The organism is Gordonia cholesterolivorans (genome assembly GCF_039531975.1).
Classification (GTDB): Bacteria; Actinomycetota; Actinomycetes; order Mycobacteriales; family Mycobacteriaceae; genus Gordonia; species Gordonia sihwensis.
In genome coordinates this window covers 125,340-151,492 of the sequence record NZ_BAAARB010000005.1, presented here as the reverse complement: position 1 = coordinate 151,492, position 26,153 = coordinate 125,340, and the positions used below count along the sequence as shown (strand labels likewise).

34 protein-coding genes are annotated in these 26,153 nt (G+C 65.6%); 8 read left to right on the top strand and 26 right to left on the bottom strand.

Annotation, left to right across the window (positions count from 1 at the left end):
* Positions 1-44: 44 nt before the first annotated feature.
* The 11 genes from ABFX36_RS06970 to ABFX36_RS06920 all read right to left on the bottom strand — a co-directional run bounded on the left by ABFX36_RS06970 (position 45) and on the right by ABFX36_RS06920 (position 6,622).
* Positions 45-878 carry a GIY-YIG nuclease family protein gene (locus ABFX36_RS06970; protein WP_346075594.1) on the bottom strand — a complete coding sequence of 278 codons (834 nt, stop codon included), beginning with the start codon at positions 876-878 and terminating at the stop codon, positions 45-47.
* On the bottom strand, positions 871-2,049 hold the full coding sequence (locus ABFX36_RS06965; RefSeq protein WP_346075592.1) for a DNA cytosine methyltransferase: 1,179 nt from the start codon (positions 2,047-2,049) through the stop codon (positions 871-873). Before ABFX36_RS06965 ends, ABFX36_RS06970 begins: the two co-directional genes overlap by 8 nt.
* 53 nt (positions 2,050-2,102) lie before the next feature.
* Positions 2,103-2,261, bottom strand: coding sequence for a hypothetical protein (locus tag ABFX36_RS06960; protein WP_346075590.1), 159 nt, complete (start codon positions 2,259-2,261; stop codon positions 2,103-2,105).
* A gap of 157 nt (positions 2,262-2,418) precedes the next feature.
* Positions 2,419-2,871, bottom strand: coding sequence for a hypothetical protein (locus ABFX36_RS06955; protein ID WP_346075588.1), 453 nt, complete (start codon positions 2,869-2,871; stop codon positions 2,419-2,421).
* A 40-nt stretch (positions 2,872-2,911) separates the two neighbouring features.
* The gene (locus ABFX36_RS06950) at positions 2,912-3,448 is read right to left on the bottom strand and encodes an antirestriction protein ArdA (RefSeq protein WP_346075586.1); all 537 of its coding nucleotides are present in this window, start codon (positions 3,446-3,448) and stop codon (positions 2,912-2,914) included.
* Complete coding sequence (locus ABFX36_RS06945) at positions 3,445-3,699, bottom strand: hypothetical protein (protein WP_346075584.1); 255 nt, start codon at positions 3,697-3,699, stop codon at positions 3,445-3,447. Before ABFX36_RS06945 ends, ABFX36_RS06950 begins: the two co-directional genes overlap by 4 nt.
* Positions 3,700-3,736: 37 nt before the next feature.
* Positions 3,737-4,174, bottom strand: a complete 438-nt coding sequence (locus ABFX36_RS06940; protein WP_346075582.1) for a hypothetical protein — start codon at positions 4,172-4,174, stop codon at positions 3,737-3,739.
* Positions 4,175-4,230: 56 nt separating this feature from the next.
* Positions 4,231-4,389 carry a hypothetical protein gene (locus tag ABFX36_RS06935; RefSeq protein WP_346075580.1) on the bottom strand — a complete coding sequence of 53 codons (159 nt, stop codon included), beginning with the start codon at positions 4,387-4,389 and terminating at the stop codon, positions 4,231-4,233.
* A 17-nt stretch (positions 4,390-4,406) separates the two neighbouring features.
* Positions 4,407-5,408 carry a hypothetical protein gene (locus ABFX36_RS06930; protein ID WP_346075578.1) on the bottom strand — a complete coding sequence of 334 codons (1,002 nt, stop codon included), beginning with the start codon at positions 5,406-5,408 and terminating at the stop codon, positions 4,407-4,409.
* 120 nt (positions 5,409-5,528) lie between these two features.
* On the bottom strand, positions 5,529-6,101 hold the full coding sequence (locus ABFX36_RS06925; RefSeq protein ID WP_346075576.1) for a recombinase family protein: 573 nt from the start codon (positions 6,099-6,101) through the stop codon (positions 5,529-5,531).
* Positions 6,098-6,622, bottom strand: coding sequence for a hypothetical protein (locus ABFX36_RS06920; RefSeq protein WP_346075574.1), 525 nt, complete (start codon positions 6,620-6,622; stop codon positions 6,098-6,100). Before ABFX36_RS06920 ends, ABFX36_RS06925 begins: the two co-directional genes overlap by 4 nt.
* A gap of 324 nt (positions 6,623-6,946) precedes the next feature.
* Between ABFX36_RS06920 and ABFX36_RS06915 the strand changes: the two genes are divergently transcribed.
* Both ABFX36_RS06915 and ABFX36_RS06910 read left to right on the top strand, forming a co-directional pair.
* Complete coding sequence (locus ABFX36_RS06915) at positions 6,947-7,531, top strand: hypothetical protein (protein ID WP_346075572.1); 585 nt, start codon at positions 6,947-6,949, stop codon at positions 7,529-7,531.
* 59 nt (positions 7,532-7,590) lie between these two features.
* A complete protein-coding gene (locus ABFX36_RS06910) occupies positions 7,591-8,448 on the top strand; it encodes a hypothetical protein (RefSeq protein ID WP_346075570.1) in 858 nt (285 codons plus the stop codon).
* A gap of 110 nt (positions 8,449-8,558) precedes the next feature.
* Here ABFX36_RS06910 and ABFX36_RS06905 read toward each other — a convergent pair whose 3' ends face one another.
* From ABFX36_RS06905 to ABFX36_RS06840, 14 genes are all read right to left on the bottom strand, one after another.
* A complete protein-coding gene (locus ABFX36_RS06905) occupies positions 8,559-10,616 on the bottom strand; it encodes a BbrUII/HgiDII family restriction enzyme (protein WP_346075568.1) in 2,058 nt (685 codons plus the stop codon).
* 25 nt (positions 10,617-10,641) lie between these two features.
* On the bottom strand, positions 10,642-11,673 hold the full coding sequence (locus ABFX36_RS06900; protein WP_346075703.1) for a DNA cytosine methyltransferase: 1,032 nt from the start codon (positions 11,671-11,673) through the stop codon (positions 10,642-10,644).
* A 247-nt stretch (positions 11,674-11,920) separates the two neighbouring features.
* The gene (locus tag ABFX36_RS06895) at positions 11,921-12,673 is read right to left on the bottom strand and encodes a metallophosphoesterase (protein ID WP_346075701.1); all 753 of its coding nucleotides are present in this window, start codon (positions 12,671-12,673) and stop codon (positions 11,921-11,923) included.
* 30 nt (positions 12,674-12,703) lie between these two features.
* Positions 12,704-13,165: a hypothetical protein gene (locus ABFX36_RS06890; RefSeq protein WP_346075566.1), complete on the bottom strand. Its 462-nt coding sequence runs from the start codon at positions 13,163-13,165 to the stop codon at positions 12,704-12,706.
* 33 nt (positions 13,166-13,198) lie between these two features.
* Positions 13,199-14,452, bottom strand: a complete 1,254-nt coding sequence (locus ABFX36_RS06885) for a mannosyltransferase family protein (RefSeq protein ID WP_346075564.1) — start codon at positions 14,450-14,452, stop codon at positions 13,199-13,201.
* An 89-nt stretch (positions 14,453-14,541) separates the two neighbouring features.
* A complete protein-coding gene (locus ABFX36_RS06880) occupies positions 14,542-14,925 on the bottom strand; it encodes a hypothetical protein (RefSeq protein WP_346075562.1) in 384 nt (127 codons plus the stop codon).
* 84 nt (positions 14,926-15,009) lie between these two features.
* On the bottom strand, positions 15,010-16,059 hold the full coding sequence (locus ABFX36_RS06875; protein ID WP_346075560.1) for a hypothetical protein: 1,050 nt from the start codon (positions 16,057-16,059) through the stop codon (positions 15,010-15,012).
* Positions 16,060-16,118: 59 nt separating this feature from the next.
* Positions 16,119-16,439: a hypothetical protein gene (locus tag ABFX36_RS06870; protein WP_346075558.1), complete on the bottom strand. Its 321-nt coding sequence runs from the start codon at positions 16,437-16,439 to the stop codon at positions 16,119-16,121.
* A gap of 41 nt (positions 16,440-16,480) precedes the next feature.
* Positions 16,481-17,590: a cutinase family protein gene (locus tag ABFX36_RS06865; RefSeq protein WP_346075556.1), complete on the bottom strand. Its 1,110-nt coding sequence runs from the start codon at positions 17,588-17,590 to the stop codon at positions 16,481-16,483.
* 104 nt (positions 17,591-17,694) lie between these two features.
* Positions 17,695-17,991 (bottom strand): helix-turn-helix domain-containing protein, encoded by a 297-nt coding sequence (locus ABFX36_RS06860; RefSeq protein ID WP_346075554.1) that lies wholly within the window; start codon positions 17,989-17,991, stop codon positions 17,695-17,697.
* Between the two features lie 127 nt (positions 17,992-18,118).
* Positions 18,119-18,256, bottom strand: a complete 138-nt coding sequence (locus ABFX36_RS06855; RefSeq protein WP_346075552.1) for a hypothetical protein — start codon at positions 18,254-18,256, stop codon at positions 18,119-18,121.
* Positions 18,257-18,459: 203 nt separating this feature from the next.
* Positions 18,460-18,699 carry a hypothetical protein gene (locus ABFX36_RS06850; RefSeq protein ID WP_346075550.1) on the bottom strand — a complete coding sequence of 80 codons (240 nt, stop codon included), beginning with the start codon at positions 18,697-18,699 and terminating at the stop codon, positions 18,460-18,462.
* A 68-nt stretch (positions 18,700-18,767) separates the two neighbouring features.
* Positions 18,768-20,000: a site-specific integrase gene (locus ABFX36_RS06845; protein ID WP_346075548.1), complete on the bottom strand. Its 1,233-nt coding sequence runs from the start codon at positions 19,998-20,000 to the stop codon at positions 18,768-18,770.
* A gap of 246 nt (positions 20,001-20,246) precedes the next feature.
* Entirely contained in the window at positions 20,247-21,254 is a 1,008-nt protein-coding gene (locus ABFX36_RS06840) for an iron-containing redox enzyme family protein (protein ID WP_006895176.1), read from the bottom strand.
* Positions 21,255-21,397: 143 nt separating this feature from the next.
* Here ABFX36_RS06840 and ABFX36_RS06835 point away from each other — a divergent pair, with 143 nt between their 5' ends.
* From ABFX36_RS06835 to ABFX36_RS06825, 3 genes are all read left to right on the top strand, one after another.
* Complete coding sequence (locus ABFX36_RS06835; protein ID WP_006895175.1) at positions 21,398-21,895, top strand: DUF6098 family protein; 498 nt, start codon at positions 21,398-21,400, stop codon at positions 21,893-21,895.
* A 130-nt stretch (positions 21,896-22,025) separates the two neighbouring features.
* Positions 22,026-22,748 carry a HemK2/MTQ2 family protein methyltransferase gene (locus tag ABFX36_RS06830; RefSeq protein ID WP_233500066.1) on the top strand — a complete coding sequence of 241 codons (723 nt, stop codon included), beginning with the start codon at positions 22,026-22,028 and terminating at the stop codon, positions 22,746-22,748.
* Entirely contained in the window at positions 22,745-22,972 is a 228-nt protein-coding gene (locus ABFX36_RS06825) for a CDGSH iron-sulfur domain-containing protein (RefSeq protein ID WP_006895173.1), read from the top strand. Before ABFX36_RS06830 ends, ABFX36_RS06825 begins: the two co-directional genes overlap by 4 nt.
* On the opposite strand, the gene ABFX36_RS06820 is transcribed toward ABFX36_RS06825, so the two are convergent.
* On the bottom strand, positions 22,969-23,619 hold the full coding sequence (locus ABFX36_RS06820; RefSeq protein WP_006895172.1) for a response regulator transcription factor: 651 nt from the start codon (positions 23,617-23,619) through the stop codon (positions 22,969-22,971). The two genes, ABFX36_RS06825 and ABFX36_RS06820, sit on opposite strands and share 4 nt — an antisense overlap.
* A gap of 148 nt (positions 23,620-23,767) precedes the next feature.
* Between ABFX36_RS06820 and ABFX36_RS06815 the strand changes: the two genes are divergently transcribed.
* From ABFX36_RS06815 to ABFX36_RS06805, 3 genes are all read left to right on the top strand, one after another.
* A complete protein-coding gene (locus ABFX36_RS06815; RefSeq protein WP_062366614.1) occupies positions 23,768-24,472 on the top strand; it encodes a PAS and ANTAR domain-containing protein in 705 nt (234 codons plus the stop codon).
* Between the two features lie 80 nt (positions 24,473-24,552).
* Complete coding sequence (locus tag ABFX36_RS06810) at positions 24,553-25,725, top strand: zinc-dependent alcohol dehydrogenase (protein ID WP_346075543.1); 1,173 nt, start codon at positions 24,553-24,555, stop codon at positions 25,723-25,725.
* 44 nt (positions 25,726-25,769) lie between these two features.
* Positions 25,770-26,135, top strand: a complete 366-nt coding sequence (locus ABFX36_RS06805) for a VOC family protein (protein ID WP_346075541.1) — start codon at positions 25,770-25,772, stop codon at positions 26,133-26,135.
* Positions 26,136-26,153 lie beyond the last annotated feature (18 nt).

The following is a 26,153-nucleotide window of genomic DNA, read 5'->3' as shown; positions in this document are numbered from 1 at the left end:
CTTCGTGGACGGTTCCACGGGCCGCTGTCGGCGGCTGCGCCGTCCTAGTCATCATCGTCATCTGACTCGCCTGTGGCCTTCTTGCGGTCGAATTCTTCCAGGATGTTGCCGACGAGCTTGGTTGCGGCGAAGATGTCGCGAGACGGGCGGGCGCGGCCTTCGGCGTACGCCAGGCGTGCCGACGCCAAGTCGGCCAGACGGACGGCCTGGACGACGATCACCCGGCGCAGCCCCTCGGTGACCTCACCGCGGTCCTCGCACACGCCGGCCAGCTGGGCCAGCGTGTGCGCCCGTCGCGCGATGCGGGTGTCAGGGTGTGATCGCACCTCGCGCATGCCCTCGGGGATCAGGTTGAACTTGTACGGCTCACCGAGCTCTTCAGGGGTCATGACGGGCGTCGGCTGGGGGATCTTCTCGTTGAGGATCGACCCGTACTTGGACTCCCGGATCGCGTGGTAGTACACCGAGTACTCCATGGCGTTGACCGCGGCCTTCTTCTGCGCCTTAACTTCGTCGCTGTCGCCCTTCGCCGGGCGCAGGTGCTCGGCCGGGTAGAGGTGCAGCGTCGCGACTTCCATCGGGTCCAGTACGTGGTAGGCGACGGTGTCGGTGCGCTGTCCGCGCATGTGCCTACCAACACGAGTGCCGAGGGTCTCGACGGTCTGACCGACGTAGATCGGCTCGTCGTCGTAGTCGTAGAACGCGTAGATGCCCGCTGATGCACCGATCGACTTCTTCTGACCGGGGACCTTCGTCCGCAACGCTTGATCGAGCAGCTTGCGGAACCCTTGCACGAACGCGGTCGGCAGGGCGGAACGGTCGGGAACGGTGAATCCGTCGTCCGGTTCGTTGTAGGTGGCGACCCCCTGGCTACCCATTCGACACCGCCTCACCGAGCGCGTCTTCGACCGTCGAGGTTCTCACACCCAGCTCGCCTCTCAGTAGCGGCAGCAGGTAGTTCTCACCGAGCCACTTGACGGCCGGGACGGCCACGGCATCGCCGAAGCCGAACAGCGCCTGGTTGGTCCGGGCACCAGACAGGTCGTAGTCCGGCGCCCCCATCAGGGCCGCGTACTCCTTGGGCGTCATCCAGCGGACCTGCAGCTTTTTGCCCGGGCCGCCGAGCTTCACGACGGCCTGCTTGGACGAGCCACCGCGGGCGGTGCGCAGGCAGCCGGACACGGCGTCGGCGCGGACCTCCCACACTGCGACGCCGTTGCGGGTGCGGCGGTAGGCGGTGCGGTAGGTCGCGGAGTCGCCCCTCTTCAGCTCGGCGATGCGCTCGGCCTGGACTTTCGACAGGGACGAGACGAACTTCTTGGTCCGCTCGGCGTCCCACCAGCGAGCGTCGCCGGGCTTCATCGGCTCGACGACCTCGTCGAGGCCGTCGGTCTTGGGGATCGGCGGCGCGGGGAGCGCGGCCCGGTGAGTGTCGAGGGTGGGATCGCCGAAGAACGACTGCAGCCAGTCCGGTCGCAGCTCGCTGTTCGGGTCCGGGCAGTCCTCCGGCGGGTTCTGGGCACCGACGAGGAACAGCCGCGGTCGGCTCTGCGGCAGCCAGCGGCGGGCGTCGAGGGCGAGCACGTCGACGCTGTAGCCGAGCTTGTTGAATGCTCGGATCGCTGCGGTGAGGTCGTCGCCGCCGTGGCTGGTGGCCAGGCCGACGACGTTCTCCAGTACGACGACCTCGGGGCGGTCGTCCTTGAGGTCGTCCATCAGCCGGATGAACTGCCAGAACGTGCCCGACTGAGCACCGGCGAACCCGGCGCGGTTGCCGGCCAGGCTTAGGTCGGTGCAGGGCGAGCTGGCCCAGGCCAGGGCTGCATCGCGCGGGAGCTGGTCGACGGTCACATTCGCGACGTCGCCGAGGGCGAAGGGATGGTTGTCGCCGTGCTCGGCGACGTACATGGCCTTCTTGTCCTCTTCGTAGTCGTTGGCCCAGGCGACGGAGAATCCCGCCTGCTCCAGGCCCATTTTCGCCAGTCCGATCCCCGCGAAGAACTCCAGGACGCGAGGTCGCGGCGCGCCGATCGGCGTCACGTTACCCATGCGTTAGAACTTACCCGCTGGGGGCGACATTCCCGGGCACCCGGCCGGGTGATCTAGGCGCCACCGGTGAGATCGTCGATGAGCGCGTCGAGACGGGCGGCGACAGCGTCGGGCATGGTCGGCGGGTCGATCACCTGCTCGGCGCGGGCGACGGCGTTGATCGCGTTGCCGATGGGCTGGGTCCGCTCGAACTCGTCGTCGATGTCGGTCATGTCGCCCATCCAACCGCACGCGGATGTCCCCGTCACAGCGAACAGTAGATCCAGGGCCGGCGCGAAGCGCCTGCCCTGGGCGCTCCCGGCAGGGGCTCGGTGAAACAGAAGACCCCGAGAGCCAACAGGCATCTCGGGGTCTTCACTTCTTTGGCGGTCACGGGTACTTCAAGAACGTCCAGCCCAACTCCCACAGCGCGAACTCGCCACGGTCGTTCGGCGCGATCACGAAGTTGTCGTCCTCATCCTCGCCGTAGACGAGCAGCCCGTCGTCTGTGATCGCGCCGAGCGGACCGTCCGCCTCACCGAGTTCGAGCAGGTCGGCGAACATATTCTTGGCGGTCGCCGCTGTGACGATCGGCGTCGCCCAACCGTTCCACGGCTCGCCAAAAGCCTCTGCGTGCCAGCGGATGCCGCGCTCGTAGAGTCCGTCGAGGGTGAAGTCACCGCCGTGTTCGCTGCGATCGAGGTCGGTGCCGCGCAGCTGGACCGCCGCGGTTCGCAGCAGCGAGTTCTCGCGGTCGGCGATGAGTGCCTGTCGGTCGTCCTCGGTGAGCGTCGGCCAGGTGCGGCGCAGGGCATCACTGGCCCAGTCGGGAACGTCGGTCATTGCTCTCCTTCCGTCGTCGATGGCTCCATGCTGGCAGAGATCAGTTGTCACTAAAGACATACACACAGCGGCCTGGAGCGGGCTCGACGGTGAAGTCGTGTGCCATCTCCGCCGCGTACCGCTCGAAGTCGAAGAACCGCACCGCGTCCTCGGGCCAGTCGTGATGCAGGTCGATGTCGACGATGTAGCCCCACACGTAGGCGTTCCAGTCCTCCCAGGTGCCACGGTAGCGCTCGCGGAAGTCCGAGACGCTCGGCATCTGGTCGCCGCCTTCGACGTAGCTCCCGGACGCGACCCAGGAGCAGAAGGCCGGCCAGGCGTCGTCGCCGACCTCCTCGTACAGCTCGCCCCACCGGGCGGCCTCCAGCAGATCCATCTCCTTGGCCTCCGGGAAGTTCTCGATGTCGTAAGCCCAGATCTCCTCGCACTCGGGCGTGACGGCGGGCCCGCTGCGGTGGACCGCGGCCAGAGTGATCTCGTCGGCGTCGACAGCGCTGAACCACTCCCCGACGAGGAAGCCGCAGTTGAAGTGGTGCATGCAGCCCGCCCAGATCGCGGGCTCGTGGGCGTTGGTCATTCGAAGTCCTCGTCTGTCAGCCAGGGCAGACTCTGTTCGAGCGCCTCATGGTCGATCGACTCGCCGGTGGTCAGTCGGTACTGCTCGCACGCGTAGGCGAGCTGTCCGGGGTTGATGAGGTGGGTGAAGACGCGCGCACCGACGTCGTCGCGGTCGGTAAGCACGACGCTGCGGCTATTGAGCACGTCAATGCCGATGATGCGCAGGACTTCCTTCGCGGTCTGCTGCGGCGTGCGTGTGGATGCGGGCATGTGTGCTCCTGGTGTCGTGGTGTCGATGGGGTGTCGGTCATCCCGCGCTGGAGGCTCGGAAACTGACCAGGTGACTGAACGCATCGGGTGCCCGGAGCACCTCGACCTCGTACACGCCCTCGACGGTCGCGTACTGCGGTCCTTCGCCGGTGTGCGGAAACAGCTGCTCGTAGGCCCAGTCGTCCAGATCCGCGTCGTCACGCGGCGCGGCGGCGTCGACTGTCATGGTCCGGGTGAAGCTCTCGCCGGTGGCGTAGCTGTTGGACACCTTGATGTCCAGCTCCACGACGTCGGTGGACGCGCGGATCAGCAAGTTTCCGAGCGCCGCCGCGGTGGGCGGCGCGAACGTCAGCACGTCGCAGTTATCGGTGAGGACGATGATGAGCGGTTCGTGGCCGGGCAGCACGCGGTCGTCGCGCGAAACGATGACGCGGGAGCCCGAGCGCGTGGCGGTGGACGTGATGGGTGTGGACATGAAAAGACCTCCTCGATGGGTTCGAGGAGGTCTTTGGCGCCGGCTGTGCCGGCGGATCAACCGAAACGGATGCTCAGCGAGCCGAGCGCGCCAAGCTGCACCGGAATCAGTAGCTCGACCGGGCCGTCGTCGACCAGGTCGATTGTTGCGGGGCCGTCGGTGATCTCGACATCGCCGAGGTAGACGTTGACAGTGGTTTCGATTCGTTGCTCCATCCCCCACGGTCGGTCAGTCAGTCGCCTGCGGTCAGCTCGTCGATGAAGTCATTCGTGTGCTCGGCAGTCTCCGGAGACGTGCTCTCCGCCTCTCCGATGTGCACTGTGGCCTCGAAACCAGCCTCTACGACGGATTCGTCGTCGCCAGCCCGGCCGTAGTTCTCGTGGATGAAGTCGTGGATCGACAGTGCTCCGTCCGGGATCGAGTCGGGGTCCTCGAATTCGTCAGGATTCACTTCAGGGCCTGCCATGTGAGCGGCGACGTTCTCGGTCCATGCTGGCTCGACGACGACGACCTCGGCGTTGAGCGCCGCATCCGGCAGGATGAGGTGGCCGTTCTCAATCATCCAGCGCAAGTAGCCGAGGGTCTTGAGCGCGACGACGGCGATGTGGCAGAAGACCGTGACCGCCGCAAAGTACCTGTCACGCGAACTGACCATGTCGGTGGACGGCAGGTCACCGTGCAGGGAGTCCTCGTACAGCCAGGCGTACGCGAGGTCGAGGTCCGTGAGGGTTACGGCGTCGTCTCCGCCCCGCGTGCCGACGACCATCTTGTACGCACGAACCTTTCCGCCGCGCGCCCTGTCCCGCTCTGTCGCCGCGGCCCAGTCGGCGCGGGCCTGGGCGTTCACCTTCGCGATTCGCGGATCGTCGACGTGCGCGGTCAAAGCGTCGAGCGAATCCATGACCGCGGCGTGCCCGAGAACGTCATTGGCCAACGTCATCGGTCGCAATCGCGCGGCCAGCGACTCGAACACCACTTCGTCAGGGAGGTCGAACTTCAACTGCGTGCCCACCGGTGTGCCGTCGGGCTTCTGAAGAGCGAGCACCCTGAAGGGTGTCGTGTGGAGGTGACGGATCAACGCGCCACCATCGGCGGCGATGAGCGGATGGGCTTCGATCCGGCGCAGACGCCGGACGAAAGCGCTGAGCCGATCGGCATCGCTCGGCTGAGGCTTCGTCGATTTCTTGCCCACGAGGTTGCTCCTACAAGTCAGGGTCGGCTGGACTGTCGTCATCGTAGTGAGCGCATCAGACAAGAGACGCGCGTCCATCGTGGACGTGGGCGTGCTCGCCGACCCGCGTTCGGCGTCAGACCATTCGCCGGCACCTCGCCGAACGTATAACGATAAGGAACATTATCGATCCGTCGAGTCGACCCCCGCGACGTACGAGTACACGGTCTGCCGGGACACGCCGAACTCACGTGCCAGGTCAGCGACACGCTCGCCGGCAGCCTTGCGGCGCGCCAACTCCGCGGCCTGCTCGGCGTCGAGTTTGGGCCGTCCACCCTTGTACTTGCCGGCCCGCTTGGCCAGCTCGATGCCTTCACGCTGGCGTTCGAGGATGAGCGCTCGCTCAAATTCCGCGACGGCACCGAGCAGCGACAGCATCAGATTGGACATCGGCGAGTCTTCTCCGGTGAAGATCTGCCCCTCCTTGACGAACTCGACGCGAACTCCGGCACCGGTCAGCTCTTTCACCGTGCGGCGCAGGTCGTCGATGTTGCGCGCGAGTCTATCCATGCTGTGCACGATGAAGGTGTCGCCGTCGCGGACGTAGTCCAGCGCCTTCTGCAGCTCGGGCCGGTCGAGCGACTTGCCGCTCACCTTGTCGGTGAACATCTTGTCCACCTGGACGTTGTCCAGCTGCCGGTCCGCGTTCTGGTCGACGGTGCTTACGCGCCGGTAGCCGATCCGCTTGCCGGTCATCCGGCGTCCGCCCAGTCGGCCACGATGCGCTCGACTTCGGCGTAGACCGCGGGCGAGACGTCGCTGTAGCCGTCCTCGCGGTCTTCGGCGGCGATCTCCATGCCCTCGTAGAAGCGAATCAGGTCCAGGTCATCGATCGGTTCGGCGAGCAGTGCGTGCGCGAGCTCTTGTGCCGCGCGGGTGGCGGCGCGCTTGCGGCGTGCCACCTCGGTCTTGGGCAGCGGATCATCGCGGAAGTCGGTCTCGGTCGTGTCGATCATGGCTGCCTCCGCAACGCTCGCTCCGGCCGAACGGGCGTAGGTGTAGCCGACCTCGCCGGGGATCCGCTGCAGCGTCGCGGCGAGGAGCGCTTCGGAGGCGGCCTCGTCGCGGGCACGTCGCTCGGCGTCGGCGCGGTGGAACGCGAGCTCCTGGGCGAGCGTCGTCAGGTGAGTGGGCGCGGGCGGGCCGGTCAGGAGCAGTCGGTCCGTCAGTTTTTCCGCCGCCGAATCGACGGCGCCGTTGGTGATGAGGGTCGACATGTTCTTCTCCATTCGATTCGGCGGCGTCAGCCGCGGCGCTACTCTTTGTCTAGATCAAGTCTAGGACTTCGGATTGATTGTGTCAAGTGAATCCGATTCATGCCCTGTTTTGACGGATGATCCGACACCGCGCGATGTTCAAGCAGGGTGTACCCCAGAATGTCGCAAGTTTGTTCGATCGAGTGTCGCGGCAGCTCCAGCTGGGCAGTCGCTCGGCCCGCAAGAGACAGGAACTGTCGTACCCAGCTGCTAGCTTGACGCCACCTGCTCTCGCAGGGCCGAGGACAAGCCTCGGTCGCCGTCGAGTAGAGGTAGGAGTTGCACATGTTCGACGAGTTCACGAAGTTCTACGGCACCGCGGCCGTGCCTGCCATTCGATTCGAGGCTGTCCGAGACCTCACCCAGCTGGACTGGCGGAAGGTCGACGATGCCAGCGAGATCCCGACCGAGCCCGGCGTGTACGCCTGGGTTGATCAGGATGGGTTCGTGAGGTACCACGGCTCGGGCCGAGGAGCGGCTGGCATCCACGGTCGACTGCGCAATCAGCTGAGCTGGAGGCAGAATCAGCGGAACCGGATTGCTGCGGCGGAGAAGGACGACGACATCGACGAGTGGTTCCGGGCTGCGATCGAGTCCCCGGCGATCCGCCTCACGGCGGAGATCGATTGCGACTTGTGGGTGGCGGTCGCGACGGATTCTTCGTGGGAGCTCGGCACGGACGAAGACGACGATCTCCCCACGACCGCGCTGGGTTGGGAGTCCTTCATCTCCGAACTGTCGCACCTGACGACCGGTAGACGGTCACTGCTCGGCGGCGGGGCGTGGGAGTCCAAGCGGGGCACGCTCGGCGACACGATGGAGCGGGTCGCCTGGTCCCGATTGCAGCAGGTGCTGCAGCAATGCAAATGAATGGATGGCGTCCGGGTCGAGAGGCCCGGACGCCGTCCGGAGTCTGAGAGGATTGCCCGATGACGGTCCCGACTAATCTGCTCGCCGAGGAGCACCAGCGACGCTGGGCTGAGGCGACATACTCGATCCGGAGCTGCGAGCTGGCGATGGACGGGGCCGTGGACCCGGCACCGGGGAGTCTGCTCGCTGAGATCGACCAGTTGTACCGCTGGGAGAAGGTCTCGGTGTGGTCGCGCTCGTACCTTACGGCCGGCATCGAGCACCTGCTGCTGTTCGCGGACCTCGTCGCGCCGTACGACTTCAAGGAGGGCGACATCAACCACGTCCGCTACCTGTCGTACGTGATGATGGGGCGGGCCGGCCTGGAATCCGCGGCGCACGCGCTGTGGATCCTCGACGCCGTCGACGACGAGCGCGAGTGCGCTGAGCGGTCACTGCGGCTGATGTACAAGGACTTCAGCTACCAGCTCCAAGCGCAGGAGGCCGGGGGCTATCGCGTCGATCTGATCGAAGATCGCATGACCACGACGCGGGAGCGGGCAGCAGAGGTCAGGCTGGGTTCGCCGGCGAACCGGCCGCCCGGATACGAGAGCCTCGTACGCAAGGCAGCGGAAGCCGTCGGCCGCGACCCCGCGCGGTGGTGCTACCTGTGGAACGCCGCGAGCGGGGCTGCCCACGGGCAGTACTGGTTCGGCATGGAGGGCTATGACGTCGCGCTCGGCGAGGAGTACGAACCGGGACACTTCCGCACACGGCGGCTGCCGGACCCAGCGTTCATCACCGAGACGGTCGAGGCCGCGGCCCACGCGCTCCTGTGGGCGGTGTGGCGATGGCTCGACGTGTCGGGGTACGCGGCGCAGCAGCGTCTGGAGTCCGCGCTGGTCGAGGTCCATTCACGAATGCCCAAGAAGTCATGACGCGACGCGATGAAGAAGCACCTCCTCAACGACTCGCTCGGTGACGTAGCGGATGATGGGAGTCGACACGGGCGTTACTCGCTAGTCAGCCAGTACACCGCGCCACCGCGTCAATTCTTGGTCTTGGATCCATCGGCCTTCGTTTCGGGGCCGTCATCGCCGTCGTCTTCACCGACTCTCTCGATAGAGCCGAGCAGATCGTCGAGCTCCCGGGCGTCGGTAGATGCCTGCAAGTAATCCTCGTACTGGGCCACCGCATTCTCGATGAGCTGATCATAAAGGCGAACCTTTCCGTTCACCATTGCCAAGGTCGAGGCTATGTAATCCTTGTCATCCTTCATCACTTGAGCTGTTACCTTCGGAGCCTGACCTAGGACGAAGACGACTTCGATGTCCGGATCTTCTTCCCCGCGGGCCTTGAGAACCTCCTTCAACGCGTAACCGTACTTACCGCCCTGCTCTTTGAGGTCGTCAATATCGGCCTTCACGCTGTACCGCTTCAGCTCAACAATAATGTGCTTGCCCGCCATCGTCGCATAGCGGATGTCGACTCGGTCCCGTTCGTTCATCCCGGCTGCGTCCAGGTCGAACTCGCCGGCAGCCATCTTCTTCAGACTCTCCTCCATGCGGTCGCTGCCGACGGCACGCTCCCAGGAGGCATCGAGGAGCCAAAGGTGATTGAAAAGATGAGCCTGGAGAACCCTCTCCTTCTCATCGGCTTCCGTCAGATTCTGAAACTGCTCAATGGCCTCGACCCTGGACTTCAAGATGTCCACCCAGAGTCCGGCTTCGTACTCAGACTGCTTCCCGAGCAACGGCAAGATGTCCGCGGCGGTCACCTTGGACAGCGCATCGAGGTCGTCCGTCGCCTTCCTCAGCCCGACGCGCGCGAAGGCGAGGATGCCTGACCTGAATAGGTCGATGCGCTGAGCTTCAGCACCGGGTTCGAAATCGAGACTGGCGATCGTGCCGATCATCTTCTCCGCGTACTGCTTCTGATAATCGTCGAGGTGTTCAACCCACTCTTTGATCTTGGGGTACTTGCCCATGACATCTGGGGCCTCCTTCTTCGGCCTGCGCTTCGACCAGGTGTCAGCGGCGTTGACGAAGGCCTTGCGGAGAAACTCCTGCAGGGCTTGAACTCGAGGATCGTCCTCGATCAGCCGCTGTCGGTCACTCGTCGCGATGTCTTCCAAGTCGTTAATGTCGAGGAAGTCAGCTTCAACCTGACCTGTCACGTAGTTGCCGAACACTCGACTGAAGTCGAGTTTCTCGATGATCCCTTCTTGAATGGGCCTCTTCCGAGCGAGAACGATGATGTTCTTCAACGAGCCGGCCTCTGCGTCATCGGTGAGGTCGGTTGGCTTCTTCGCGGTACCGAACCATCCTGATATCTTCCAGTCACGTGACGCGTCAACCACGTTAGGGAGGTCGAACCGTTCGACATCGCTCGGCAGGACTGAGTCAGGGAGCTTGTCGTCACCGAACTCCCAGATGAACTGCAGCTTCTTCAGCTCTTGACGGTCCGCCCAGTTGATTCGATTGCCGTTGATTGCAATCGCGAAGCCACCCTTCTCCGGCGGGGTCTCGTCAAGTACGTCGAACCGGCGGGCCAATCGCTTCCTGAGTGAGTTGATCGTGAGGTCCATCCGCTTCGAACGGAGTGAGGTCAACTCCAGAACAGTGCCCTGGGTCGCGTACGCGTCCGGGATGTCGGTGACATCGACTGGTTCATAGTCCCCACCGACTTCCATGGTCTCGCGAAGTACATCGACGTCGATGCTGAAGGCGTTGGTCTGGCCGTTCTTGGTGGAGTACACGGTAACGACATTGGCGATGGAGAATACCGAGAGCTTCCCGATGCCTTTTCGCCCCATGAACGGCCGCCCCCACCTAGGCGAGGTGTCACCCTCGTTCTTGGGATCTCGCTTGCGGTATCCGACGGTGAGGAAGCGTTCGTTCATCTCATCGACGGACATGCCGCACCCGTCGTCTCGCACTATGACCGCGTCTTTATCACCTTGGTCCCAATTGATGTCCACTCTGGTCGCGTCAGCGTCATACGCGTTGGCGACCAGCTCTGACAACACCGCGGCCGCATTGCTGTACAGGTTGATGCCGAGTGAATCGAGGACCGAGAAGTCGACCCGCATCTTGAACTTACCCATGCGGCAAGGGTCCCACAGGCCGTCGTCAGGCGACCGAGGTGTGGCGGACATGGGCGAGAAGATGCTCACCAGCTGCTCTCGCGATCGGGGGCGGCACCGCGTTTCCGATCATCCGGCCGACGGTGGTCATGTAGATCGGTTGCCCCGGAGCGACGAACACGTAGCTGGTCGGGAAGCCCTGGAGGACCGCGGCCTCGCGGAGGGTGATCGCACGGTCCTGCTCCGGATGTCCGAACCGGCCTGTCCCGAAGTTGTGCGCCAGCGTGGTGATCGTCGGGGACGGGTCGTCCCATGTCATGCGGGCGTACACGTTCCGGAAAGTGGCACCGGAGCTCTTCCGATGGCAGGGTGCGCGGAGCTCCTCTGGCCAGTCCTCCCACGTACCGCCCGGTGTGCTCGCCCGGATCCGCTTGAGGTTCACCGGCGAGAGCCCGCGTGCCTTGTGCATCGGGTCAGACGGATCGCTCGCACCTGCCTCCACTCGCGGAAGCCCCGAGATCGCCGCTCGCACGGACACTTCGGCCGGATCGGGGTTCGTGGGAGCGGGGTTGTCGATCGGGCCGAGGAGCGAGGCAAGGAGCACAAGGCGCCTGCGATGCTGCGGCAGTCCGAACAGCGGGCCGTAGCAGGTCTCCCACGTGACGTGATATCCGAGAGACTCGAGACTGGCCACGAACCGTCCGAACACGGCAGAACTGCCGATACGAGGCACATTCTCCATCGTGACAAGCTCTGGTCTCGACTCCGAAACCAACCTCGCGAACTCGTCGAGAAGGGGCCAGCTTGCCTCGCTGCTGGTGTCGGCACCGCGCCGATACGCCGAGAATGGCTGACACGGAGCACAGCCGGCCAGCAGACGGATGTGTCCAGGGGCCCACGTCCGGTTGAGCATGTCGCCAGTCACGTCTCGCACATCGGCCGCCAGGAACGGAGCCTCGATGTTGGACTCGTAGGCATAGCGGCACGACTCCTCGATGTCGATGCCGGCTGCGATCTCCATTCCAGCTTGCCGAAGCCCGAGCGACAGTCCGCCGGCCCCACTGAAGAGATCGATCACAGAGACCTGCCGTAGGTCAGAATCAGTCACTTTGCACCATCCGCCTCACTGACAACACTGATCCATCGTAGAGAACTCGCGCAGGCTCGTCGACGGGGTGCGAGCGAGTCGCTTCATCGGATTCAATCACGGACAGCTGACATATGAGGTTGGCCAACGTGTGCTCGTGAGGAGCGGTGAGCATGGCCACGGAAGAAGACGACTGCACCTCGCCAACCGTCGGCCGGCGAGGTGCAGGACCGCGCGATCACAGGAACGTCGTCTCACGCGTCTTCGCGTCGTACTTCATGACGTTCAGCACGCCGGTCGTCTCCACCCGTCCGTCGAGGTACACGTGCCCGGCGTCAACGTACGGATCCCAGCACTTCAAGCGCCCCTGCTTCGCGTGCAGCGCTCCGACCCCCGTGTGGCCGGCCACGATGATCTTCCCGATGCGGTTTGGCCCGAGCGTCGGCGGGAACTTCTCGTTCAGCATCTCGGTGGGCGTCATCGACTTCCACATGCGGCCAGCCGCCTCGTCCACTCCGGCGTGAACGTAGAGGTGGGTGTCGGTCTCGTGGAACATCGGTCGGCGCCGCAGCCAGGCGATCAGATCACCATGACGACTGACGATCTCGCGCTTGATGGCCGCGTTCACCTGACCGGCGAGGTCGGCGTCGATGCTCCCACCCTCGATGGCCTCGGCCAGCTCGGCGGCTACCCGTTCATACACGTCGGCCGGGAGGAACGAACGCACGGTCCGGAACCCGAGGTCGGCGAGCAGCCATGAGGCGTCCTCGTCATCGTCATCAAGCCAGTTGATGAACCAGGTCTCGTGGTTGCCGGCCAACGCGACCACCTGGCCTGGGTGGTCGTCGCACACCTCCTTGACGGCCGCGACCACGCCGGCCGAGTCCGACCCGCGGTCGACGTAGTCGCCGAGGAACACCAGCGTCGTCGTCGGGTCAGTCAGTTCGACCCTGGCCAGGGTCTCGCGCAGCTCGGGCAGGCAACCGTGGATGTCGGGGATGGCGTAGGTGATAGCGATGTGTCAGTCCTCCTCTAGCAAGAAGTCGAGCGAGTCGTTCGTGCTCCCGGGGCGACGGGGGCGCTTCGGAAGGCTTTCCAGCGGCGGCTGTCCGGGGTGCATCGTGCGTGGCGGTCGTTCTGGCTCGAACGCGCCGGGCAAAAGCTTATGAATCTCGTCGTGTTCGTCGCGGCCGTATATGTTGAAGACGTCGGTGCCCATCTCGTCGTACAACGTCATCTCGTCTGCCAGCCCGACGATCCGTCCGTCTTCCACCACGAAGTGCACACGGGCCACTGCCTCGAACGCGTACCGCCGGGGCACCTCGTCGTACAGGTATGTACGTGCGACCGCGGCCTCCTCCTCGGAGTTGGCGTAGGTCTCAAGGCGGACCTCGTCACCGATCCGGTACGTCGCCAGACCGCGACCCAAGGCCTTCGTCTGAAAGTCGATCCCATGAAGTTCAATGCTGTCGTACGTGCCCACGTCGGGCCTCCTTCTTCGTAGTGGTGATGAGTGTCAAATTCCGTACCTGAAGTCGACGAGCATGTGCGCGGAGGCCCAGAATCCCATCGCGCACCAACCAGCACCAGCGACGACTAGCGCGGTCGACGTCGCCCACCGGCGCCAGCCGTTCATACTCGCAGCAAGGTGCACCGCGCGGACGACGAACGGCAGGAGAAGCAGTGCCGTCGCCAGGAGCAGCAAGCGCGGGCGACTGTGCATCACGCCGTCCGAGCCCAAGACGATCACCGCCAGGAGGACTGCGGTCAACCAGACCTGCCAGGGCAGCCAACCGCGCAGCAGCGGCCACAGCGACGCCAGCAGCAGGACCCCGACCACGACCATGGCCCACGAGCTGATCGTGTAGCCGGTGGTCACCGGGTCGACGAAGCCGTCGCCGAGTGTGTCGCGCAGCCACTGCATTGTGGCTCGGCCGCCGTCGAACTCGCTGTTCCATCCCCTGTCTTGGACCGCGAAATACCCTCCGAAGTAAGCGGTCTGGACACTCGCCCACGTCAGGTAGGCAGCGATGCCGGTGCCGCCGATGACGGGCGCGACCGCGGCGCGCCACGGGAACCGGGTATCGGACTCGTGACGTCGACGCCACCAGCAGATGAGCTGCACGAGCGCGGCGACGACGAGCGTCGCGACCAGCGCTACACCGGTCAGCCGGGTGACGCCGGCGAGCAGGACGAGCACGCCCGCGGTGAGGTAGCGATGCCGGATCATCGCGACCAGCGACCATACGGCCAGCGCGGTGAAGGTGGCCTCGCTGTAGGGCATCCAGTAAATGATCGACATGGGCGCACCGGAGAAGATGACACCGGCGGCCACCGGCACGACGATAAGCGTCGCCAGGGTGATCGGTCGGCCAAGACGTGACCAGATGTCGAGGGCGAGGAACGCAAGGCCGACGGCGGCGGCGAGCGAGGCCAGCGCGGAGACGCCGATTGCGGTGGTCAGCGTCGCGTCGGGTACGCCGAACACCGCCAGCGGAGCGCCGACGGCACGGACGAGCACCGGGTAGCCCGGAAAGAACGCGACCGATTGGTCGATCGGCGGTCCAAAGTATCCGCGGTCGGCGATGTTCATCATCCACTGCGCGTCCCACTTCGTGAGCACGTCGCGCAGGGATGTGCCGCGGTCAGTTGCACGCAGGTCGATGGTGATGAGCAGCGCGAGCTGGACAAGCGTCGTCGTGGCCGCGGCGACCAGCGCGACCAATGCGGTCTGAAGGCGGTCGAGCGAGGCGAATCGGGCGTCGGCCATGGCTTCCCCCAAAGCATTTCGACAGGTAGGGACAACGAAGGCCGCCGCGCCGTGTGGCAGCGGCGGCCTTCGCGGTCAGTTGGCGGCGGTCAGCGGCGCGGCGTAAGCACGCTGTGGCCGATGGGCACGGCGCCCCACATGATCGTCGCGTGGTAGCGGTGATTCCCGGTCCGCTTGTAGACGTGGCGCTGGAAACCGTCCTGGTCGACGTACGCGCCGCGCGGGGTAGCGTGGATGCGCTTGACGTTCTTCATGCCGAAGCCGCCGTAGATGGTCAGTCGACCGTTCGCGACGCGCGCGGGCGCCTTTCCGGATGGGATGACGCCGTAGGCGAAGGCTTCGTACCAGTAATTGCCGGTCGCGATGCCGCCCGGTGCGGCCTGAGCCTGGGCTGGAACCGCGGCAACGAGGCCGCCGGTGGCGATGGCCGCGGCGGTGGCCACAGTGGCGATGCGGGTCTTGATGCTGGGCATTTCATGTCTCCTTGTTCGTGGCGATCGTGCTGGGCGGCGATCTCGTGTGGGTGCTCGGTACCGCTGGCCGACAGCGATGTCAGATCACTTCACCACGCAGGACTGCGGGTCGTCGGTCTCGAGGGCCTCGCCGATGTAGACCTTGAAGATCCCGTTGATCTTCTGGCCGCCCTCGTAGAAGTAGCCCGGCAGGACGACGATGACCTTGGACGGGTCGCGCTTGTCGAGCGAGTAGAAGATCCGGCGGTCGGTCTGGATGGAGCTCTCGGTCGGGTCGTCGACGAAGGCGCCGAACTTGATGTCGGGTGCTCCCGCGACGACGGTGGTGTTGACGATCTTCCGCCCCATGACGTTGTTCGTGCGCTCGAGGTACTTGTCGGGGAACTCGCCGATCCGGTCGCTGACCACCCGCGTGGTGACCTCGCCGGACGAGGAGATCTCGGCGACGGAGACCTTCTTGTCCTGGTCGGGGTAGTCGTAGAAGAAGGCCAACCCGCCGTCGGCGAGGAAAATCGGTGCGCTCTCGATATTCGGCGTCGGGGTGTTGGGCAGCGGGATGCGGTACTCGGTGAGCAGCCGCACGGCGCCGCCGCTGCTCTGGAGTTTGCCGAAGATGTCCCAGCGACGGTTGCCGGTGAGCACGGTGCAGTCGGCGGGGTCGGTGTTGGAATCTGCGTTGTCGCTGGCTTCGGAGTGCGGCGAGACCTCAGAGGTCTTCTCGAGGTCACTTGCGACGTCGGCGCTCCCGCCGGTGCACGCGACCGCGGTGACGATGATGACCAGGACGATCAGGAGTGCGCCCGCGACGATGGCCATGATCCGTGTCGGCGCTGCCTTTAGCTGCGTGAGAAGCCCGGCGGTCGACTCGGTCGGCTGCGCTATGGCCAGCTCATGCAGTTCGCCGGGAGTCCACGGATTCGTGTTCGGGTTGTGCAACCGCTGGTCGTAGATGCGCCGCTTTCCGAGATCGGCGAGGACGGCCCGCGCTTGCTCGGCGTAGCCTCGTTCGGGTCCAGGCTGTGTCAGGGCGATTCGTTGCTGGAGCTGCGCCAGCAGTTCGTCGTGCGGAGCGGCCGGGTCCAGGCCGAGCGCGTGGTAATAGTTGGTCGGTTGATTCGGTCCGAGTTCGGGCATGGTGTTCCCCTGTCGTGTCGGTACGTCGTGCTGAAAGTTCAGTGGGTGCTGGGTGTGTCTCAGCCCGCAAACCAGCCGATGGCGCCGCCGATCGCCGCCGCCCACTCCCAGCTCGATCGGCTCTTCTTGGCCTTCGCCGCCATCCCGGCGAGCACCGGCTCGGTGATCGTCGGAGCTCCCGGGTCGGCCAGATGGCGGTCATAGGACTCGCGACTCTTCTTGCCGCCGAGGATGTCGCGGGCGACCTCGATGCGACCGCGCGTGACCGTGTCGCGAGGGTCGGCGCCTTTGAGCTGCGCCTTGAGCTGTTGCGCGAGCTGCATACACGAGCCGTGCCGATCGAGACCGTGCGCTCGGTAGAGATCGATATGCGCGGGCATGGCGCTTCCTCCCAAGTGGGGGTGGTTCATGGTGCCACCGCTCACTCGAGTGCGAGCTTGGCGAGGTGAGGACGCCAGTCATTCGGGTTATAGCCGTACATGTGAGTGACCGCCCCTGCTCCGAAGTCGAAGTCAATCTTCCCTGGCACGTTGGAGCACACGGTGTCGCCGGTCATACACCAAGAGATGATGCGACCCTTCCACGCCTGGGGAAACAAGCCGTCGTTAGTGATGCCGGACAGCGCCTGCCCCCACTCGGTGAACGAGATACCGGTGTTGGCAGCAGCTTTGCCGCCTCGTAGCACGTTCGGGTCGTCGGGTTGACGATCACCGTCGGCGATCAGCATCCCGATGATCCGGTCGCTCGGCTCGACCGCGAGCAGGGCTCGATGCGACACCATCGCGCCCTGGGAGTAGCCGGCGACGACGATCTTCGAATCTGAGCACTGCGCGACAGCATCTTTGATCATCGTCGTAGCCACGTCTGTGCCCTGATTGAGTGACTGCGTGAACTCGCCTGACGCGACGGTTCCAGGTTTGACTGCCGCAGCGGGGTAGTCGACGACGCGGACCTCGACAGTTTTGTCGACCTTGTTCGCGTCGGACAGCAGGTTCTTATAGGTGTCGTTGACATAACCACCCATCCCGTCCTCTGCGGCCTTCTTCTCGCCATCGCGCTGACTGGAGCCGGCCGCACCGATGAAGACGATGTCGTCACAGTTCGACGACGAACCACCGCCGACGATCGCGCCCAGTCCGATGAACAGGATGATGATCAGAACGAACGCGCCGCCCCCGAAGAGCAGGATGCGGCGACCGCGATTCGACTTCGCCGGCGGTCGAGGCTGGCCGGGCCGCGTCGGGGGTGCCGGCGGACCTGTTGGTCCCGTGACACCGAGCGCGAGCTGATGAAGCTCAGGCGGTGTCCACGGCGGTGCCTGTGGATTCCGCAGACGCGCATCGTAGGCCTGTCGCTTGGCCGGGTCACCGAGGATCGCTAGAGCCTGCTGGAGTTGGTCGCGACCGGGGCCGGGCGGCGTCTGGCTGATGCGCTGGTGCAGCTGCGCGGCAAGAGCGTTCGGCGGTGCCGACGGGTCGAGGTTGAGTGTTCTGTAGAAGTCAAACGGCTGGGCAGAGCCGGGTGAAGACATAGCTGTACCTCTTCGGGCATGGGTGAATCGCCGACCGTGCACGAGGCACGTCGGTCACAGTGGTGGCGATGGGTGTCGTCCTGTGGACGACGGAAAGCGTGTGTCTAGACGCCGTCGAGGGTGTCGCGCGCCTCGGCGTCGGCCTCTGCGGCCGCGAACAGCGCCGACGGGCGCATGCCGAGTGCGATCGCGAGGTCCCACAAGCGATCCGAACCGATGCTGGCTGTACCGGCTTCGAGGCGCGCGACCGCCGAACGGCTCATATCCGCGGCCTCGGCCAGCTCGGTCTGCGTCAGGCCGGCCGCCTGACGAGCTTTCACAAGGGCGGCGGCCAGTGCCTCACGACGCACGGTGCGACGACGACGCTGTTCGGGCGTCAGGTGCGCATCGGTCGCGGGCATTGCTCCAGTGTGTCACGGGTGCGCGAGCACGCTGCGGCATGTCTTCCCCCTCGTGTCGATGTGGCTCTAAGGACACATTCACCATGTCGAATCATCTGACAAAGCGCAATGATCGGGACAGGCAGAGTCATTCAGACAGCGGACGAGCATCCGACGCCCACCACAGTGAGGAGAATGTCAGAACGGTCAGCAGATCCACCATCGACGTTGGGTCGATGCGAATTGAAAGTTGCCGCTGATCTGCGATTTCGGCCTGCGACGTCATTTGTACTCAGAGTGACGGAGGCTCGCAAGGGCGGATGATCCGACATAACGCGGACATGACCAACCGCTCAAAAGTTAATATTCGAGGCTGTTCGCGATTATAACCCTTATGTCAAGTACGCGCTCTAATCGTGACGCAGATCACCAATGGGTAGTGTTGGCTGCTCTACGGGCCTTCTGCGGGTGGCCGCTGGGCGACCGCCCTTACGTCACGATCCAGACGTCGGTGACTCCGACTGCGGCTAGATCCTCAAGACTTGCGCTTTTGACGTACTCCCCCAGGCAGTCGGCAGCCACCTGGTCATCGGCGATCGGATCTTCAGCGGCGAAGCTCTCGGCTGCGTCGACGTCGGCGAAGGGACCGAATGCGCTGTCGGGGCCGTTCTGTCGCTCGATGATCCACCAGGTGGCGACGGCGTCGGCGGGGAATGGTGATGATGGCATGGCATGGCTCCGGGGTCGGGCGTGTATGACACGGACCCCGTGGTGGCCGCTGGGCGGCCACTCGCTGGCTACCGAGCCATCTTCCGCGCGAGTTCGTCGTCGCGGGTACCGGCCTTCTGGTACCTCATCGCCGCTTCGATGGTGGTGTGGCCCAGCCTTGCCATGACCTCCCGCAGAGTCGCGCCCGTCTGCGCGAATCGCGTGCCGTCGTATGCGCGTAGTGAGTGGAAAGCAAGGTCCGGCCGACCCGCCTTCGTTCGCGCGACATCCCAGTGGCCAGCGAAGGTGCTGTGCGGCAGCGGTCCACCGGTCGTCGCACTCGGGCAGAGCAACTCGTCCGGCGCCTTCCCCTCGGCTGCGGCCGCGAGGACACCGGCATCGACGCCGAAGACGGGGACGACACGAGAGTTCCTCGTTTTGGTCTTGCCCCGCTGCCGACCAGTCGTCGGCGCATAGCTGATCGCCTCGGCGACAGCGAGTCGGACACAGTCGACGTCGTCGTTCTCATCGCGCTCGATGGTTAGATCACCAGCGCGCATGGCCGACGCTTCCCCGTACCGCAGGCCGGCGAAGCCGGCCATGATGACGAGCGGAATGTAGCGGTCCGGGATCGCCTCCAAGATGACAGCGAGTTCGTCATCCGTCGGCGGGGTTCGTTCGATGCCGGTGGATGTTCTCGACGCACCCTTGATGCGACACGGGTTCCTGTCGATGAGGTCGTCCTCGACGGCGGTGTGGAGCACAGCTCGCAGGTGGTCGTAGGCACGGGCGACGGCAGTTGATTTGCCGCTGCGCATCGCTGTGATGTGCCACTCGCGGACCATCTCGGCGGTGATCGCGTCGATAGGGATGTCGGCGAATCCATGAAGACGTCCGGCCGGTTTGGCGCGGTGGCCAGGCCGCTTCGGCTTCGCCGGCTCCCACAGGTTCAGGTAGTTGTAGCGGGTCGTCGCTGCGAGAGGCTCGCCTTTGCTGTTCGTTCTGGTGCTGATCCACTTCGCGGCGTACTCCCCCGCCGGGATTGACTTCTGTGCGTCGCGAGCGGCTTGCTTCTGTGCTTCGGCCTCGGCGGCTTCGGCCTCGGCGCGCTCGACGTCGGGATGCTTCCACGTGCCGTCGGCGATCGACGCTGCAACCTTGGCCAGCCATCTGCGCGCCTCCGCCTTCGTCTCGAAGGTGCCCGGCGCTGAGATGCGACGCTGCGCTGCGGTGAGGCCGGTGAGGCCGTGCGGGTCCGGTGCGGTGTAGCGAGCGCGGTAGCGCTTCCCGCGCTTGTCGATGATGCCGAACGACTCGGCCATGCCATCCCCCTGTCAGAGTCGGAGTCGGTGGGTACGAAGTGGGTACCTGGTGGGTACCCAGGATGCCCCAGGATGCCGTTTCTTGCATATTGCTGCGGTTATCGATGCCAGTTGACCAGGCAATTCTCTCGCCTACCGGCAGTACCCATACTAGTTCGAATCCAATTGGGGGAGCGACGAGAGACCGCCTCTTCACCGAGGCGGTCTCTTCGTTTTACCACCGGTCTGGCGACACGGCGAAGCCGGTCAACACCGCATCAGCGAACGCCCGGCGTTCCATGCATCGACGAAGGCATCGTCCAGCCTGCTCTCCACTGCCTGGAGGGCCCGGATCCCGAACACGACGTCGTCGGCGAGATCCGGCTCGTCGGCGATGAGCGGCGCGACGACTTGATCACGCATCACGAGCTCGTGCACGGCGTCGGCCTCGACGTGTTCACGGTAGAAATGCCGGGCCGCCTCCGGAGCGTCGATCCGCTCGAGTCCTTTGAGAAGCCACGCCGAGCCCACCGGCGAGGTCATCTCCGTGGCGGCGAAGTGTCCGACCGTCGCTCCGCGGCGTGAGCCTCGCAGCGCGAGACACGACATGAGGTTCACGGTCGCCAGCACCACGGCGGGAGCGTCGTTGAGATAGCCGAGATAACTGTGGTCGAGCCCTGTGGCCGACAGCAGATCGGCGTACAGCTCCTGGTGAACACGCTCACCGCGTCCGCCGCCGTACTCGTCGAACTCCACCGCCACGAAGGCCGCCTTGGCATCTCGACGCAGCCGGGGAATCGCCCACGCGTGGGGATCGGCCTCCTTCAAGTGGTAGATGGAGCGCGCCTTGAAATAGTCGGCGAACTCGTCTTCGGTGCCGTGACGGCGCAGATGCGCCGTCGCTCCCTCGGGAACGGCCCGTGCGAGCGCGTCGAGTTCGGCATCGGCGGTGCCTTCGTCGCTCAGCGGCGACAGCCGATCCGCCACGGCGTCGAGGAACCGGTCCTCGAGACGGACGCGCGCGTCGATGACTGCCGGGTCCCACTCGCAATCCCTCCCGGCGTCGGCCCACCCGCGATAGTGCAATTCGTGGCACACGGTCAACGACAGCTGCAGATCGTCGCCCCACGGATCGAGCCCGTCCGGCACGTCGATCCGGGACGGACGACTGTCGACCTTCGCGCGTATCGCTTCGATGAGGACTTCGGACATCGGTCCGCGCGGTTCCGGCATTCGCGCAATCACGCGTTCCCGAATCGATCCCGGTCGGGACATCGGGCATCACCTGCCTTTCATCGCCACGGCAGAAGTACCCTCCCTGAACGAAAGCAAACCATCGCAGGACGTGACCGACGCCCGGTCGGGTACCCGATGCTTCATCAGGCACTGAACGAAACACGCGAGACGGAGCGAGATCGATGGCCGACGAGAACACCCCGCAACGGAGCACCGCTCCCCTTTTCACCCGTCAACCGCCGCCGACACCCCGGCTGCGCACGCTCGAGACATTGGACGACGTCGTCGACGAGATCGCCGACCGCGAGCCGGTGTACATCAGATACTCACACGGTCCGGCGACGGACGCGGAGGCCGGACCGAGCCTCGACTACGAGGCGGCATTCACGTTGCCCGGGTTGTCGGTCGCATCGCTGACTCCCGAACCGTGGTGGACACGGAGCCCGAAGCCGTGGATCGCGCGACGCATTCGCAAGTATGCCGAACTCGACGCCCCCGACCGCTACGCCTGGCTTCTGGCCGGCGAGGTGGTGGGCCGCGGGCCCGACCACGAGCCGCTGGTCCGCCGGGTCGACGTCATCGCCCGCCTCGCTCCGCAGGTGCTGTCGGAGGCGGCTGAGGTCTACGAGGAGATGTTCGAGGCGGGCCGCGATTCCCGGGCCGACGCATCCGACGGTTGATCGGCCGCACGGCGGGGTACTCCTCACTCGACCGACGAGCCCGTGTGCTCGTACCCAGATGGCCGGAGGTTTGTCCATGAGCACGACCGCGTCGAGAGCTGAGTCCGTATCGAGGCAGCGACCCCTCGGAGTGCGAAGCGCCGTCACCGACTCGCTCCTGATCACGTCGGACGTGTCCGCGCTGCACCGTGTCCAGGACGTCTATCGACCTCAGGAGGACACCGCTCTGCTGGTCGACGAACTGACCTCGGCAGACCTCTCAGGACTCCGCGTGTTGGATCTGTGCACGGGTTCAGGCGCGGTCGCCGTTGCCGCCGCTCTGGCCGGCGCCCAGGTCACCGCCGTCGATTCCTGCCGCCATGCGGTGGCCCGAACGCGCCGGTCAGCCGCGGACGCCGGGGTCGAGGTACGGACCGTCTGTGCCGATCTCGCGGACGTGAGCGAGACCGGCTTCGACGTCATCACGTGCAACCCGCCCTATGTGCCGACCCCGCCCGGCACGGAGATGTCGGCGGTCGGGCCCCGGCACGCGTGGAACGGTGGCCCTGATGGCCGCGCCGTGCTCGACGTGGTGTGTGCCATCGTGCCCGGGCTGCTCGCCGACGGTGGAACGGTGTTAATCGTGCAATCCGAACTGTCCGGCGTCGACGCCACGGTGGCCGCACTGCGCGCCGCGGGTCTGCGGACCGAAGTCACGTCCGAACGACGGATTCCGTTCGGGCCCGTCGTCAGGTCGCGTCACGACGCCCTCGTGGAGTCGGGATTCCTCGACCCTGAGTCGGACGACGAAGCGATCGTCGTCATCCGGGCGCAGCGGACCGGGGACCGCCCGGGACGAGCGGAGCCGGCATGACCGACGGACGCCGCCGAGTACGAGTGGTGCCGAAAGGCCCGATTCTGGTGGAGGGGCCGGTCGACGTGCAGCGGCCGGACGGATCGGTGCTCCACTGCGACCGTTTCCAGGTGGCTGTCTGCGCGTGCGGCTTCAGCGCGACGCCGCCGCTGTGCGACGCCTCCCATCGTCGGCGGCGACCGCGGAAGCCGACCGGCACCGCCGAGGCCGCAAACGGAGACTAAGCACCTCGACCTCGGCGCGGCCGGTCGGGCACGAAACCGTGGTGCACACCCCAGAGAACGGCCTGCGCACGCGTGGTGACACCGATGCGGCGATAGCACGTGCGGATATAGGTCTTCACCGAATTGATCGACAACCCGGTGCTGTCGGCGATGTCGGCATTGCTCAGCCCCTGCGTGATGAGGGCCAGTACCTCGGCCTCCCGCTGGGTGAGACCCTCCTCCCGGCCAGGCCAGTCGCCCGCACTGCTCACCGCGGTCTCCTGCCGGCTCGCGAAGACGGTCGAGGACGGTTTCGCCGCGTGGATCTGCTCCAAGGCGTCCACGAGTTCCCCTGCGGGGAGTTTCTTGGATACGAGCGCGGCCGCACCGTTGTCGAGGGCCGCAGTGACAGCCGGCTCCGAGACCTCCCATGCGTACACGACCACCTTGCGCACCCGATGGTTCGCGACCAGGTCGGAGATCATCGAACGGTCGGCCGGCGGATTGGCGAAGGAGTCGTACAGCGCGATGTCGACGTCCTCGGCGACCTCGCCCGAGGTCGAGAGCGCCTGTACGCGCACGCGGTCGGAGTACCGCCGGAGCATCGTCGCCAGCCCCCGCACCACCACGTCGTAGTCGTCGATGAGGGCTACTCGAATCGGATCCATACCCAACCGTACCCATTTCCGGTACACCCCTAGGGGTGAGCCTTTTAACCCCTCGAGTCGCTTACGGTCGACGCGACGGCGGATCGAATCCCTCCGCCCGACGACAGGTGCAGGCCCGGCCCGCACCGACTCCGAAGAGGACACTCCTGTGCAAGGACACGACGGCGTCGCCGATCCCGTCGACCCCAGGCTCGCGGTCGACCAAACCTTCCAGTTCGGACGGTTCTGGTATTACCGCGATGACGACCGCTGGGAGTGGTCGGATCAGTTGGCCCGCCTGCACGGCTACGAGTCGGCCGAGTCGGTGGTCCCGACCAGCGACCTGCTGCTCAGACACAAGCACCCGGACGACAAAGACCGAGTGGCCGACCTCATCGATCGTGTCCGGCGGGCCGGCGAGCCGTTCAGCAGTCAACATCACATCATCGACACCCGCGGCGCGGTGATTCCGGTTATCGTCATCGCCGACGTACTGCAACATCCGGACGGTCGGCGACAAGGCACGTTCGGCTTCTACGTCGCGGCATCGCACAGCGGGACTGCGGCAGGCGGCAGCGCGGTGGTGCCGTCCGGGCGGGCCCACATGGACATCGACGAAATGGTCCGCCGGCGGTCGACGATCGAACGGGTCAAGGGCGCACTGATGCTGGTCTACCGGCTCGACGCCCAGCAGGCCTTCGACTTACTCGTCTGGCGCTCGCAGGAGTCGAACACGAAGCTGTACTCCCTCGCAGCCGCCATCGAGTCGAGATTCGTCGACGTCGACATGCCCTCGCGCGCCCGAACCAGCTTGGATCGAGTCGTGCTCAGCGCGCACGAGCACGTCCGTCGCGACCGGTCGGAGCACGCCTGAACCGCCGCGCGCACGTTTAGATCCGGGCGCACCCGGGCAACCACACCGTGGACACCATGTCTATCGAGTGAGGAGTCCCGATGCGTGCCGTCACATGGCAGGGCCGACGCGACGTCCGGGTGGAGACCGTCCCCGACCCGCGGATCGAAGAACCGACCGACGCCGTGATCCGCGTCAGTTCGACCAACATCTGCGGGTCGGACCTGCACCTGTACGAGGTCCTCGCGCCGTTCATGAAGGCCGGGGACGTCCTCGGCCACGAGGCGATGGGAACCGTGGAAGAGGTGGGGGCCGACACCGGCGACCTCCGAGTCGGTGACCGCGTCGTCATCCCGTTCCAGATCTCTTGCGGTCGTTGCTACATGTGCGACAGATCGCTCTACACCCAATGCGAGACCACCCAGGTCCGCGAAAAGGGGACGGGCGCGGCGTTGTTCGGCTACTCGGAGCTGTACGGCTCGGTCGCCGGCGGTCAAGCGGAGTATCTCCGCGTGCCCCAAGCCCACTTCACCCATATCAAGGTGCCGGACGGACCTCCCGACAGCCGGTTCGGCTACCTCTCCGACGTGCTGCCGACAGCGTGGCAGGCGGTGGAGTACGCGGACGTTCCCGACGGCGGGTCGCTCGCCGTGATCGGCCTGGGGCCGATCGGCGATATGGCCGCACGCATCGCCGCGCACCGCGGGATCCGCGTGATCGGCGTCGACAGAGTGCCTGAGCGGCTCGCCCGAGCCGACGCGAACGGAGTCGAGACGGTCTCCGCCGACGACGACGTCGCTACTGCGGTGCGCGATCTGACGTCGGGCCGGGGCACCGACTCCGTGATCGACGCGGTGGGCATGGAAGCGCACGGATCACCGGTCGCGAAGGCTCTGCAGCACGCCGTGGGCCTGCTCCCCGACGCGGTCGGTCGGCGGATCGACACCGCCTTCGGCGTCGACCGGATGTCGGCGTTGCACACCGCGTGCGACGTGGTCCGGCGAGGCGGAACGGTCTCCGTCTCCGGTGTGTACGGCGGTGCGATCGACCCGATGCCGATGTTCAAGCTCTTCGACAAACAGGTGCAACTCCGGATGGGACAGGCCAATGTGAAGCGCTGGACCGACGCCATCATGCCGCTGCTGACCGACGACGATTCCCTCGGGGTGGACCGCTTCGCCTCGCATCGGCTGCCACTAGACGACGCCGCAGACGCGTACCGGAAGTTCCAGGAGAAGTCGGACGGATACGTCAAGGTCGTCCTCGAACCCTGACGCCGCGCCGCCCGTCGCGGGTTTCACAACGAGAGGAGAAGCTCATGCTGGCGCTGGACTCGGACGAACCATGCGTACTGCTGACCGATCACGTCGACACTCTGGCGGACTTCTGGTCGAGAGCGCTGCACCTCACCGTCGGGGACGCGGACTCCGATCGCGCCGAACTGGTCGATGACGGCCGGCGCGTCCAGCTCATCGTGCGACGCGTGATGCCGCCGCGGCCGCAGTCTCGGATCCGATTGTCGGCCTTCGATACTCAGGACGTCGCCGCCGCTGTCGAGCGGCTGATCGCGTTCGGCGCCTCGTCGCCCCGGACCCCCTATCCGTCGACTCCCGGGCACGCTGTGGTCATCGATCCCGACGGCAACACCGTGGAGATCACCGCGACGGTGGGCTCGGCCGACTGACCGCGGCGCACCACGGGG